The 14,019-nt window shown below is 39.2% G+C and carries 10 protein-coding genes and 1 pseudogene; 8 read left to right on the plus strand and 3 right to left on the minus strand.

What is annotated here, in order from left to right; translation table 11 throughout:
* Positions 1 to 3 precede the first annotated feature (3 nt).
* Complete coding sequence (locus tag HMPREF9969_RS05875) at positions 4 to 1,290, plus strand: hypothetical protein (RefSeq protein ID WP_009434842.1); 1,287 nt, start codon at positions 4 to 6, stop codon at positions 1,288 to 1,290.
* On the opposite strand, the pseudogene HMPREF9969_RS13190 reads toward HMPREF9969_RS05875, so the two are convergent.
* Positions 1,232 to 1,459, minus strand: a pseudogene (locus tag HMPREF9969_RS13190) (hypothetical protein). The gene HMPREF9969_RS05875 and the pseudogene HMPREF9969_RS13190 overlap by 59 nt on opposite strands.
* A gap of 76 nt (positions 1,460 to 1,535) precedes the next feature.
* Positions 1,536 to 2,039 carry a hypothetical protein gene (locus HMPREF9969_RS05880; RefSeq protein WP_232212655.1) on the minus strand — a complete coding sequence of 168 codons (504 nt, stop codon included), beginning with the start codon at positions 2,037 to 2,039 and terminating at the stop codon, positions 1,536 to 1,538.
* Between the two features lie 543 nt (positions 2,040 to 2,582).
* Here HMPREF9969_RS05880 and HMPREF9969_RS05885 point away from each other — a divergent pair.
* The 7 genes from HMPREF9969_RS05885 (at position 2,583) to HMPREF9969_RS12295 (ending at position 12,845) form a co-directional block, all read left to right on the plus strand.
* Positions 2,583 to 2,801 carry a helix-turn-helix domain-containing protein gene (locus HMPREF9969_RS05885; RefSeq protein WP_036895185.1) on the plus strand — a complete coding sequence of 73 codons (219 nt, stop codon included), beginning with the start codon at positions 2,583 to 2,585 and terminating at the stop codon, positions 2,799 to 2,801.
* Positions 2,802 to 2,841: 40 nt separating this feature from the next.
* Positions 2,842 to 5,685 carry a type I restriction endonuclease subunit R gene (locus tag HMPREF9969_RS05890; RefSeq protein WP_009434910.1) on the plus strand — a complete coding sequence of 948 codons (2,844 nt, stop codon included), beginning with the start codon at positions 2,842 to 2,844 and terminating at the stop codon, positions 5,683 to 5,685.
* A 12-nt stretch (positions 5,686 to 5,697) separates the two neighbouring features.
* Positions 5,698 to 6,354, plus strand: a complete 657-nt coding sequence (locus HMPREF9969_RS05895) for a hypothetical protein (protein ID WP_009434813.1) — start codon at positions 5,698 to 5,700, stop codon at positions 6,352 to 6,354.
* Between the two features lie 7 nt (positions 6,355 to 6,361).
* The gene (locus HMPREF9969_RS05900; RefSeq protein ID WP_009434808.1) at positions 6,362 to 7,918 is read left to right on the plus strand and encodes a type I restriction-modification system subunit M; all 1,557 of its coding nucleotides are present in this window, start codon (positions 6,362 to 6,364) and stop codon (positions 7,916 to 7,918) included.
* Between the two features lie 18 nt (positions 7,919 to 7,936).
* The gene (locus HMPREF9969_RS05905) at positions 7,937 to 9,955 is read left to right on the plus strand and encodes a DUF262 domain-containing protein (RefSeq protein WP_009434914.1); all 2,019 of its coding nucleotides are present in this window, start codon (positions 7,937 to 7,939) and stop codon (positions 9,953 to 9,955) included.
* A 96-nt stretch (positions 9,956 to 10,051) separates the two neighbouring features.
* Positions 10,052 to 11,497 carry an RNA-binding domain-containing protein gene (locus HMPREF9969_RS05910; protein WP_009434817.1) on the plus strand — a complete coding sequence of 482 codons (1,446 nt, stop codon included), beginning with the start codon at positions 10,052 to 10,054 and terminating at the stop codon, positions 11,495 to 11,497.
* A 145-nt stretch (positions 11,498 to 11,642) separates the two neighbouring features.
* Positions 11,643 to 12,845, plus strand: coding sequence for a restriction endonuclease subunit S (locus tag HMPREF9969_RS12295; protein WP_009434904.1), 1,203 nt, complete (start codon positions 11,643 to 11,645; stop codon positions 12,843 to 12,845).
* Here the strand turns inward: HMPREF9969_RS12295 and HMPREF9969_RS05920 are convergent.
* The coding region (locus HMPREF9969_RS05920) for a restriction endonuclease subunit S (protein ID WP_009434851.1) at positions 12,838 to 14,019 on the minus strand (1,182 nt) is incomplete at its 5' end. The two genes, HMPREF9969_RS12295 and HMPREF9969_RS05920, sit on opposite strands and share 8 nt — an antisense overlap.

Below are 14,019 nucleotides of genomic sequence, written 5' to 3' on the forward strand. Positions count from 1 at the left end.
TATATGAACCATCATTTTATCAACTCTATACTTCAATGGCTGCTCATTGCTATTGTCTTGACAGCAATCGGAGCATTGGTCTTAGGGGTCGTTGCCGATGGTGGTAAGGGGCCGACAGTAATAGGTCTGCTCATCGGCGGGGCGCTCATCTGGGCAGAGCATTACACCAAGAAGCGGGCCGAGAAGCGTGACGTGCTGGAGATGGAGACGTCGGCAGATAAGGCGGAGGACGGCACGGATGCATTGCCAGCGAGCGAGGAAGCACCGACCGAGAGCTATCGCATCGAACGGGAAGACAATTTTTCCACAGCCATAGAGGCACTGACGCATCAGGAGATTGCCGCAGGGCAGAATAGAGTGCTTGCTTTTGAAGACTCGATGGTGTACGCCTATGAGCTGACGGAGGTAGGATTGCTCACGGGAAGCGGAGAGCAGATGCGCTTCTCGGTGGTGATTCCGCTGTGTCGCAGCAACTGGCAGACGGAGCAGGAAGAGATAGAGAGAAGGCTCGCAGAGGTATGGAGGTGTCTGTGGCAAGACTATGGTTTTGAGACGGCGCATGCGTTGTCAGAGAGCAGCCTGATGCTCAAGATAGAGGCTTGCGGGCCGGTAGCCCACGCCGTGAAAGCGTTGAAGCCAATGCAAGATATACTTCACGAGATTATCATACGTCGGGATCTGCATCTGTTGGACTCGTATTTGCTCATTCATGGCTATGATTGGCCAGAATATGCCTATCTTAGAGGTGGACAGGTGGTGCACGATTTCAGAGAAGAAGAGGGTGTGGCAAAAAGTGTGTACCATGAAGATGAGGCGATGGCTGTGGAACGACTGTACGATACTTTTCAAGACTGCCAACGCATCAGCGAGGCGGAGTATTTAGAGGCACTTTCCTCTTACGCTCACCTGCCTTTTGCGTATAATGATTCTTACGAGGCGTATAAAAACAATAAGTTCAAAGGCGTAGTCTTCACCCTGATTGCGGGCAAATTCCACTTGTTTTGCGGTATTGACGAGGCCTACTTTACGACGGATCTGAGCATGTTTGACCTTTGGGAGGAGGCACGTCAGTATAACTGTCGAGTGATGGAGGTACGCTTCAGATACGACCATCTGCCCATGATGCGCCTGCTGACAGGAGAGATATTATATATCGATGTGGTGCCGGACAAGTATGGAGAGCTCTATTATCTTGTTCCAAGCTCGTATGGCGGCAGAGATTATGCTCGCATCAAGGCCGATTATGATGCTGCGAAGGTGGCAGAGATAGGGGTGAAGATGAAACTTTAATATAGTATAGCCTCAAATCCGCAACTAAGCCTTTCAACGTCCTTCTTGCGTGTACACATCCTCTCATTACTGAATTTGCAGATAATTTGAACTTGAAGCACCCACTTTTGCCTACAATATCCCCTTACCCCACAATGTGACTTGAGGCAATACGCAATATCATTCCCATAAGTTGGGCTCTTCAGCAATAGGGAGTGATAATCTGAATCTATTACACAATAAGCCAGACTGAGTTACCAAAACAGCTATTTTCTCTTTACCTTCCTTAATACTATTCTCAACGAATCAGTGAGCACCCTTTTGTCATTACACATAATGAAATCTGAGGGCAGAACAAATAAGGCTAATGAATCTTCGTTGCCTTTGTCTTGGCGTTCATAACGTAATTGAACTGAAATGATTTTATTCTTTACATGCGTATGATTAGTTTTATATGTATTGGTGCCAGAGAACGGAAAAGATTTACCTACCTTTATATTCTTATCATAAAAGTCCAAGCGTAAGGAGTCGGGATTCATTACATATTCTCCTTTTAAAGTAAAGAGAAGGTAATACCAGCCACCGAAGTACATACTGCTGACCTTCACCATACGATTCTCTGATAAATGAATATCGTGGCTAAACTTATTGTTATCTAACGGAAGAGTAAATCCAATATCACAAGATTGAAGAGATAACAAGAAGAAAATACAAAGCCCAAGCCATTTGATGCGCCGACAGCTAAATATCATTTTCGATAAATTCTTCATAATAAAATTTACAGTTCTTCAGAACTTTCAAGTGAAAAGGTTTACCACATATGTTTAGATAATTAAAAATAGTATTGCAAAGTTATTTAAAAAAATCATACTACCAAAACAAGTTATAATCTTTTTCAAAAAGAAAAGATGTTAAGAAACAATACCACACAATACTATCGTAAGAATCTACATATTGTGGTCTAATGACCAATTTAAGTTTAATCTGTTTGAGTTATCGTAGTTATTTATGCGTAAAGACGCAGTCTTTGCCCGCAAAAGATTCAAGAATATTGTATCTCTCAGATAATCAACAAAATAAGAATGGATAAAGAATAAATGGGGCACAAAATGGAAACGAGCAAGTTTCTTTCCCATTCTTGATTCTGCATTGTCTCAAAGAACACTTAATCTTATAATTCAAAGACTATCATTTTCCGATGAAATACAATTCTAAAACAAGAATTTTATACGGAAAAAACAATTACTTTTAAATATGTTTGGAGAAACAACCTTAAGAGTGTATCTTTGTACTTACGCATTCTGCAATATACAATGATAAATCAACAGAAAAAGGCGATATATAGGATTAAAGCTGTTTTGGCAGAAAAACAATTGGCTGGCAAATGGCTGGCGAATGAAATAGGTCGTACAGAGAATACCGTTTCACGGTGGTGTTCCAATAAAGTGCAGCCGTTCCTTGAGAATCTTCTTGAAATCGCCAAGGCGCTAAAGGTTGATGTGAGAGATTTACTTAGGTCAACCGAAGAATAACCTTATATGCTAAACAAATAATAACTAAAGAATAATAAATATGCCAGTACAAAGTGAAGCGGCCCTTGAGAACGGACTTATTGCTACTCTTCAGCAAATGAACTATGAATATGTACAGATTGAAGAAGAGAAAAATCTACGGACAAATTTCAAAAGTCAACTTGAGAAACATAACAGGAAGAGACTGGAAGAGATTGGGCGTACGGAGTTTACTGAAGCCGAATTTGAGAAAATCTTGATTTATCTTGAGGGTGGCACACGTTTTGAAAAGGCAAAGAAACTCCGTGACCTCTTTCCACTTGAACTGGATAATGGAGAACGCCTGTGGGTGGAATTCCTGAACCGCACCCACTGGTGTCAGAACGAGTTTCAGGTTTCCCATCAGATTACTGCTGAAGGAAGAAAGAAGTGTCGTTATGACGTGACGATACTAATAAATGGTTTACCTTTGGTTCAGATAGAGCTAAAGCGCAGAGGGGTAGAGCTGAAACAGGCTTACAACCAGATACAACGTTATCATAAAACTTCCTTCCACGGACTGTTCGACTATATTCAATTGTTTGTGATTTCCAATGGAGTGAACACACGCTATTTTGCCAATAATCCCAACAGCGGCTACAAATTCACATTCAATTGGACAGATGCTGCTAATGTACCTTTCAATGAATTGGAAAAGTTCGCCACCAGCTTCTTTGATAAATGCACGTTAGGCAAGATAATAGGCAAGTATATCGTACTGCACGAAGGAGATAAATGCCTAATGGTATTGCGTCCTTACCAGTTCTATGCCGTCGAGAAGATACTTGACCGTGTGAAAAATTCCAATAACAATGGCTATATATGGCATACAACTGGTGCGGGAAAAACGCTGACTTCATTTAAGGCTGCCCAGCTTGTAGCCGAATTAGACGATGTGGACAAGGTTATGTTTGTTGTTGACAGGCACGACCTTGACACACAGACGCAGTCCGAATATGAGGCATTTGAGCCAGGTGCTGTTGACAGTACCGATAACACAGATGAACTTGTGAAGCGCCTTCATGGTAATTCCAAAATTATCATCACCACCATCCAGAAGCTCAATGCTGCTGTAAGTAAGCAGTGGTATAGCAGGCGGATTGAAGAAATCCGTCATACTCGTATCGTGATGATTTTTGATGAGTGTCATCGCAGTCATTTCGGAGATTGCCATAAGAATATCGTCAGGTTTTTCGATAATACACAGATATTCGGATTTACAGGTACACCTATCTTCGTTGAGAATGCTGTGGATGGTCATACAACAAAGGAAATCTTCGGCAATTGCCTCCACAAGTATCTGATAAAGGATGCTATTGCTGATGAAAATGTACTTGGTTTCCTCGTAGAATATTATCATGGCAATGCCGATGTAGACAATGCTAACCAAAACCGTATGACGGAAATTGCCAAATTTATCCTTAATAATTTCAATAAATCAACATTTGATGGCGAGTTTGATGCTTTGTTTGCCGTACAGTCTGTGTCAACACTCATTCGATATTATAAAATATTCAAGAGTCTTAATCCCAAAATAAGAATAGGAGCCGTGTTTACATACGCATCTAACAGCAGTCAGGACGACGCCCTTACAGGTATGAATACTGGTAGCTATGTGAGTGAAAGTACGGGCGAGGCAGATGAGTTACAGGCTATTATGGATGATTATAATGATATGTTCGGTACAAGTTTCACTACAGAAAACTTCCGTGCATATTATGACGACATCAATCTTCGTATGAAGAAAAAGAAAACAGACATGAAGCCACTTGACCTCTGTCTGGTAGTCGGCATGTTCCTAACGGGCTTTGACAGCAAGAAACTCAATACACTCTATGTGGATAAGAATATGGACTATCATGGATTATTACAAGCATTCAGTCGTACAAACCGTGTTTTGAATGAAAAGAAACGTTTTGGCAAGATTGTTTGCTTCCGTGATTTGAAAAGCAATGTGGATGCTTCTATCAAGCTTTTCAGTAACAGCAATAATCTTGAAGATATTGTCCGTCCGCCTTTTAATGAAGTCAAGAAGAATTATCAGGAACTTACGACAAACTTCTTAGAACAATACCCAACTCCCAGCAGCATAGATTTGTTGCAGAGTGAGAAAGATAAAAAGCAGTTTATCCTCGCATTCCGTGATGTCATTAAGAAACATGCAGAGATTCAGGTTTACGATGAATTTGAAGAAGATGCTGCAGATCTTGGTATGACAGAGCAGCAATTTATGGACTTCCGAAGCAAATACCTTGATATTTACGATACATTTGCCGGTGGCTGTAAGCCTTCAGAAGAAAATCAAACGCCTGAAGAAGATACAGAGTCTACGGAAACTCCAACAGAGTCAGGTATTGATGATATTGATTTCTGTTTAGAATTGTTGCATAGTGATATTATCAATGTAACTTACATACTTGAACTGATCGCTGATCTTAATCCTTACAGCGCAGATTATAAGGAAAAACGTACGTATATTATTGATACGATGATTAAAGATGCTGAGTTACGTAACAAGGCAAAACTGATTGATGGCTTTATACAGCAGAACGTAGATGATGACCGAGATAACTTTATGGCACGCAAACAGAAGTTTGACGGAACAAGCGACCTTGAAGAACGATTGAACAATTACATCACGACTGAGCGGAACAACGCAGTAGATAAACTTGCAAAAGAAGAGGGTTTGGATGTATCTGTTCTCAATCATTACTTGTCTGAATATGACTACTTGCAAAAGGAACAACCAGAAATTATACAAGAGGCGTTGAAAGAAAAGCATTTAGGATTAATAAAAAAACGCAAAACATTGACAAGGATACTTGACCGCTTGAAGTCTATCATACGAACATTCAGCTGGGAATAATTAAAAACATATATGAGTTCAATAAAAGTAATAGATTCAATACGGATAAGTCCTAAAGGTGTACTTGTCAAGGATGCAAATGGTAAATATGTTATATTACATAGACGTCAAGGACATATGGATGGGGCTTGCGCTGTTTATTCCTTGTCTATGGCGCTATTGTGCATTGGTGCTGTCACCGAGGAAGACTTGGAGATATTCAACAAGCCTGACAGAAGAACACCCAAAGGAAAATTTTTAAGCCATTTTCTTGATGAGCAAGGAATGGTAAGGTCTGGCTATTCCTATTCAACTCTTAGAAAAGAAATTAACGAGCAAAGTTTCGGGATAAGAGTCAGAAGGAGAAACCCACGAGACAAGGAGAAACTTATTGGTCTCATTGCAGATACGCTTGATGAGGACAAACCGGTTATAATATCAACTGTGTTTACTGATGGAGCTCACGCCATGCTTGCTGTTGGCTACGAATTTTGTGATAAGAATGGTGCAATTATGAAAATCTTATGCTTAGACCCCAGTGAAGAAGCACCTACATTTTCTTCATGGAATTGTATAATTGATGTTTCACATATACACAGCAAGTCAGAATTTCCATTTGATAACATAACAAAATCCCAATCATACAAAGTGGCATTGAGAGATATTTTAATAATAGAAAATAAGAAATAACAATAATATGAGCGAAGAATTACAACAGAAACTCCGTGACCAACTTTGGGAAGTTGCTAACAAACTGCGTGGCAATATGTCGGCAAGCGACTTTATGTATTTCACCCTTGGGTTTATCTTCTACAAGTATTTATCGGAGAAAATCGAAAAATATGCCAATAACGCATTAGTGGACGATGAAATCTCCTTCAAAGAACTATGGTCAATGGAAAAAGATACCGATATAGAAGAGCTACAAGAGAGCGTAAAGACCGAATGTATCGAAAATATTGGCTATTTCATAGAACCTAACTTCTTGTTCTCATCCGTTATTGAGAGTATTAAAAAGAAAGAAAATATCCTGCCGATACTTGAGCGTTCTTTGAAGCGTATTGAAGATAGTACTCTGGGACAAGACAGTGAGGAGGACTTTGGCGGTTTGTTCTCAGACATAGACCTCGCCTCACCTAAATTGGGAAAGACAGCCGATGATAAAAATACATTGGTCAGTAATGTACTTCTTGCCCTCGATGACATAGATTTTGGCGTAGAGGCTTCACAAGAGATTGATATTCTTGGCGATGCTTATGAGTATATGATTAGCCAGTTTGCTGCCGGTGCAGGAAAGAAAGCCGGTGAGTTTTACACTCCGCAGGAAGTTAGCCGTATCTTGGCTGAAATTGTAACCCTCGGCCATGCACGCCTTCGCAATGTTTATGATCCAACCTGCGGTAGCGGCTCTTTGCTGCTCCGTGCAGCAAGTATAGGACATGCTAATGAGATATTCGGACAGGAGAAGAATCCCACTACCTACAATCTTGCCCGCATGAATATGCTCCTTCATGGCATCAAATTCAGCAACTTCCGTATTGAGAATGGCGACACACTCGAAGCCGATGCCTTTGGTGACACTCAGTTTGATGCCGTTGTTGCCAACCCTCCGTTCTCTGCTGAGTGGAGTGCTGCTGATAAGTTCAACAATGATGACCGTTTCAGCAAGGCAGGACGGCTTGCTCCACGCAAGACAGCTGATTATGCGTTCATCCTCCACATGCTTTATCACTTAAACGAGGGTGGAACTATGGCTTGCGTTGCTCCTCATGGTGTTCTCTTCCGTGGAAATGCTGAGGGGGTAATCCGTCGCTTCCTCATTGAGAAGAAAAACTATGTGGATGCTATCATCGGTCTGCCTGCCAACATCTTCTATGGAACAAGCATCCCTACCTGTATTCTGGTGTTTAAGAAATGCCGTAAGGAAGACGACAGTATTCTCTTCATTGATGCCAGCAAGGATTTTGAGAAGATAAAGACACAGAACAAGCTCCGCCCACAGCATATTCAGAAGATTGTTGACACCTACCGTGATCGCAAGGAGATTGAGAAATACAGCCACCTTGCCACCTTGGAGGAGATTGCCGAAAACGACTACAACCTCAATATTCCTCGTTATGTTGATACTTTCGAGGAGGAAGAACCTATTGACATCCATGCCGTGATGAAGGAAATCAAGGATCTGGAAGCCAAGCGTGCCGACCTTGACAAAGAAATTGAAGGTTATTTGAAAGAATTGGGATTGGTTGAATAAAAACGAAAGGAACTAAGTATGAAAGGTTATGCAAAACCATTATATGAATTTATAGAAGGCAATAAAATCCAATTTGTAATTCCTGTCTATCAGCGTAATTACGATTGGTTGATAGACAATTGCGATCAGCTGCTTAGCGACTTGGTAAAACTAAGTCGCTTAAACAGATATTCTCATTTCTTTGGTTCTATCGTCACATCGTCTGCCGATAATAATAGCTACAATAGGTTGGTAATAGATGGACAGCAACGTTTGACCACCATTTCACTTCTTCTTTTGGCTGGAATAAAGGCAGTGAAAGATGATGCTATAGAAATAAGTGATAAGAAGAGAGTTGAAGAAGCTTATGAGGTTTTCTTGAATGCTAAGTTCTGTAACGCCGAACGTAAAATTAAATTAGTACCTATTGAGAATGACCGAATTGCCTACGACAAGATTTTTAATGGTGAGGGTTCCTTTAATGAAGAGTCTAAGATTACTCGCAATTATCACCATTTCTATGAGAAGTTGACGAGAAGACCACAATTATTGTCATTTGACCAATTGCTTGATGCCATCGAACGCTTGCAAATCATTTCAATAGAATTGGACAAAGATGATGATGCACAGCTCATTTTTGAAAGTCTTAACTCTACTGGATTGGCTCTTACAGAGGCAGACAAGATACGCAATTATCTTCTGATGTCCTTGACACCAGAAGAGCAACTGGAGTGTTTCAAGAACTATTGGCAAAAGATAGAACTTGCAACAGAAAGCCAACCAACAAGATTTTTGCGCGATTATCTCACCATCAAGCAACAGCTGCAACGCCCTGTTCGTTTGTCTAATATTTATTACGAATGGAAGAAGTACATGGAAGGGCATGACCGTAAAGAAGAATTGATTGAAATGTTGGACTATGCACATTACTATCAGCAAGTGGTGGAGGCAAAACTCTTCACCGCCAAACTTTCTGAGAAAATGCGTCATATCTGCAATATCGAAACAGACGTGGCCAATGTATTCTTCATTCAATTTTTGAAGTATGCCTCTACTAATGAACTTTCAGAAGCAGAAATGTACAAAGTGATTGACTTGGTGGAAAACTATTTGGCAAGACGTATTGTATGCAATATGCCTGGCAATGCACTTACACAGGTGTTCTGTGCTTTGCATAAGGATGTACTGAAAAGTCTTGAAGAATATGCCTCTGCTAATATTGAACTTGATTATTCTTATTCAGATATATTGACTTTTCACATTATGCGTCGTGATGGCAACTATCAGTTGCCAAGAGATGTACAGTTTGTGGAATCAATAAAGACCCGAGATGCCTATCACATGCTTAAGCCGTTCCAAATTTTCCTCTTTGAAAGGTTGGAGAATTCTGTGCATGGTGAATACAATGACGTAGCTATTGACATGAAAAAGAAGGATGCCACTATTGAACATATTATGCCGCAAACACTCAGTGGAGAATGGAAAGCAATGCTTGGTGATAATTTTGAAGAGATACAAGAGAAATACCTTCACACATTTGCCAACCTGACATTGACAGGCATCAATAGCGAACTTAGCAACAAGCCTTTTGCTATAAAGCGTGATGGCAAGGCAATTGGAAATGAAATATATCCAGGTTACAGAAATTCCAAGTATCGCTTGACTAAAAATGTCACTTTGTGCGAGAAGTGGACTGAAACTGAATTGCAAAATCGCAGCAATGAAATTGTGGCAATATTTTTGCGTCTCTATCCATTGCCACAAACCGCATTCAAGCCATTGCCTAAGCCTGTTGATGAAGTGTCTCTGGAAGAGGAATCTTTCACTCCGACAAACAGGCAGCTAAAAGGCTTCCGTCTTTTTGGCAACGAATATACCGAGACAACATGGAAGGAAATGCTATTACGAGTGGTTAAGATGGTTGAACAACAGTATACAGACATTGTAGATACACTCTATGATGCTGAAGGCTTCTTTTGGTCAGCCCAACAAGCTGATACAAGATATTGCACACAGATTGCTCCACAAAAATACTTGTGGACATCTATGGACAACTGAAGCAAGCTCCGCTGTTTACGATTCCTTTTTGAAAAGTGTGACATTGCCGAGTCTGAATTAGTAATGTTGCTTGAACCTATAAGAGAATAAAGTCATATGGAATATATAGATTTCAAGAAATTGATTGATGCTCTGACAGCCAAGCCAAAAGAAACAGAGTGGTTAGAGTTTAAGCACAATTTTCATTCTAAAGAAGAGATAGGGGAAAGAATCTCAGCCTTGTCGAATAGTTCCTATTTGTGTAATATGCCATTTGGCTATATTGTATTCGGTGTTGATGATAAAAGTCATGATGTTGTTGGCACCAACTTGTACGGCAAACAAATAATGGTTGGCAACGAAGAACTTGAATCTTGGCTATCAACTCGCTTGAATCCTCGTATAGACTTCGAGATTATTGACGATTTCAATTATGAGGATAAAGGTCATGTCTGTATCTTCAAAATTCCAGCAACAATCAATCGCCCTGTAAGTTTCCTACATGAAGCATACGTTAGAGTCGGCACAATAACACGCAAGTTGAAGGACTTTCCTGCAAAGGAAGCTAAGATTTGGAAAGGCGATCGTAAATCTTTGGAAAAGATTGTCTTGAAAAAAGGATTATCTGGTCAAGACGTTTTCTCCTACCTTAGTGCAGAAACTTATTTTGACATGATGCACTTACCTCTTCCACAAGATACAAATGGTATTTTGGATAGGTTTTTAGCTGAAAATTTGATAACGAAAGATGAGATTGGCTACAGTATTACTGAACTTGGGGCCATTCTGTTTGCCAAGCACCTATCTGATTTCGATGGTCTAAAGCGAAAAATGGTTAGAGTCATTGTCTATAAAGGCAAAAATAAGATTGAGACCATTCGTGAACAGACTTTCGATAAAGGCTATGCCATAGGCTTTGAAGAAATGGTTGCATGGATAAACAGCCAGCTGCCTGCCAATGAGGAGATAGGCATGGCTTTAAGAAAGGATGCCCGTATGTACCCGGAAATATCCATTCGAGAATTGGCGGCAAACATGATTATTCATCAAGATTTTGCTGTACAGGGCTTTCCGATGATTGAAATCTATTCTGATCGTATTGAATTTTCCAACCCAGGGCAACCCCTTATCAGTGTGGAGCGTTTCATAGATGAATATCAGTCAAGAAACGATACTCTTGCAGACATCATGCGCAGAATGGGCATTTGTGAGGAAAAAGGTAGTGGTATGGATAAGACCATATTCTATGTGGAACTGTATCAGTTACCACCAGTACGTTTCCAGCTCTATGAAAGCCGAACCACTGCAACGGTATTCTCTTATCGGAAATTTGCAGATTTGGATAAGTCCGAGAGAGTGAGGGCTTGTTATCAACACGCCTGTCTCAAATATGTCTCCAATGAAAAGATGAACAATCAATCTCTTCGCACACGCCTGGGCATAGAGGATAAGAATTATCCAATGGCATCAAGGATAATCAAGGATGCTTTGGAAGCGAAACTGATAAAAGAGGAAAATGCAGAGGGAGGTAATAGGCATAACTATATCCCATATTGGGCATAGGCCATGTAACTACCATGTAACTGAAGGTTCAAATAAGTGCCAAATTTAGCCCCAAACCCTCATATAATGGGGTATGGAGCATATACCGACCATGTAACTGGCATGTAACTGAGATATGATTGGCAACTAAAATTAAGGATTCAAAATGACAACAACGATAGATAACGAACAAAAGACACTCAATGTCCCAAATCTGAGATTCCCTGAGTTTGAGGGAGAGTGGGAGAAAGAACGTTTGGGGAATGAATGTAATATTCAGATGTGCAAACGAATAATGGCAGCTCAAACAAACACTGAGTGCGGAGTTCCTTTTTATAAAATCGGTACTATTGGGGGGAAAGCCGACGCTTACATTTCCAAAGAATTGTTTGATGAGTACAAAACAAAATATCCTTTCCCACATAGGGGAGAAGTGATGATTACTTGTGCAGGAACAGTAGGTAAGTGCATTATATATAATGGAGAAGAATCTTACTACCAGGATTCAAATATCGTATGGATAGACAATCCTAAAGAGATTATATCTAATGATTTTTTATTTTATCTACTTTCTAGAATAAACTGGTCATATTTGAACTCTACCACTATTGTTAGAATTTATAATGATGACCTTCGGAATCTGAAATTATATTATCCCAAACATGATGAGCAGAAGAAACTAACCCATTTTCTTTTTTTGATAAATGAGCGCATCTCTACCCAAAACAAAATCATTGAGGACTTGAAAAAACTAAGGTCTGCAATTAGTAAATATCTCTTCGAACGAAAAGACTTATTTGAGAATAAAATAAAGTTATCAAAAGTTGCAGAATTGAAGAATGGATACGCTTTCCAAAGTAGTAAATATAACGCTTTGGGAAAATGGAAAATTCTTACTATTGCAAATGTCGCTGGCGAACGTTATGTCAAAACGAATGAATGTAATTGTATTATAGAAATACCTTATGATATTCAAAAGCACCAAAAATTGGAAGCTAATGATATTTTAATATCATTAACAGGTAATGTTGGTCGTGTTTCATTATGCACAGAAGGTTTTTTTCTACTCAATCAACGAGTTGGACTATTACAATTAAAGATAAGTGAAAATAGAGAATTCATATACCAAGTACTTTCTTTTCATAAATTTGAGGAAAGTATGATTGCTTGTGCTCAAGGAGCTGCCCAGATGAATATTGGTAAAGGAGATGTGGAGAACTATATTTTGCCATATTCTTTTAATAAAGAGAATATTAATTCAGTTGCATCTGTTTTAAAAAACTATGACAAGTATATTATAAATGAGATAAATATGCTATCAATGTTACATTCTCAAAAACAATACCTACTTCGCCAGATGTTCATATAAACATCTGACGGAGCAAGTATTGCTTTTGTTTCTGATATTGTTGTAGTATGCTTTGCTGATATTTAATTTTATCGTTAAAAGAAATTAATAATTTTGAGATCAGCAATAGTTCATTAGCACATACAGGCATCGGGACACTATTTTCTAAGAATCGTTGATTTGTAATGTTAATAGTGTTCTTTGCTCCTTTTTGAATCAGCGGATGCAAATAGTTGTGCGTATTTATTTCACTCCTAAAATATTCATGGAGATATGTTCCAACAGAAAGACTATTGGGTATATAAACACCATATAGTGGTGAAACTGCAACATTTTCTTGGTTAAGGTTTTGTTTAACTATGCCATAAGGATATGCTCCCGTAGGACTTTTTGTATAAACTAAGTCACCATAATGTACAACATTATATTTTGATGTGTCTCTTGCTGCAAATGAACGTCCAAGATAATCTACTTGATTAATAACACCTCGACTAACAGAAACAGAAAAAACTTGATATAAGTTAGTGTTACGTTCATCCCTTTCCGTGAGAACTTTACTTAGAAGTACATTTCTCCAATTGCCTTTATTTTGTCCTTGCTTTTGCAATTCGACCATAATCCCCTTGATTAAGGATTGCAACTTGTCAATGATTTTGTTTTGGGTAGTGATACGCTCATCAAGTAAAGCTAAAAGTTTACTTATTTTCTCCTGCTCCTTGGATGTTGGTACTGCTATTTTTATTTTTCGTACTTCGTTTGCTGAAATTTCAAGAAATGTAGAACCACAAGATTTTCTTATTAGCTCTTTCCGTTTGGTCTGCATCAAATAAAATACAAACTCCTTCGAGAAATATTCCTTGGGAATTAAAGATTGGAATCCTTGATTAGTTGTACATTCTACTTTGTTTATAGAACATTCTCCTACTGTCGCTCTGGAACTTAACAATATTGTCCCAATCGGAAGAAGTTTTGCACTGGATTTATTCAAACCTTCTTCTGATATTGTACGTAAGCTATTGGTTACATATTTGTCTCTACCAATCTCTGATGGAGTGAACCATTGAATATCGCCATTCCAATATTTATGGTTATTTGTATATGGAGTGCCGCCACCAACTACTATCGCAACATCTCCCAACTTGCACTCCTCCCACTCTCCCTCAAACTCAGGGAATCTTAGATTTGGGACATTAGT

Origin of the sequence: Prevotella sp. oral taxon 306 str. F0472, assembly GCF_000257925.1 — a bacterium.
GTDB classification, from domain to species: domain Bacteria; phylum Bacteroidota; class Bacteroidia; order Bacteroidales; family Bacteroidaceae; genus Prevotella; species Prevotella vespertina.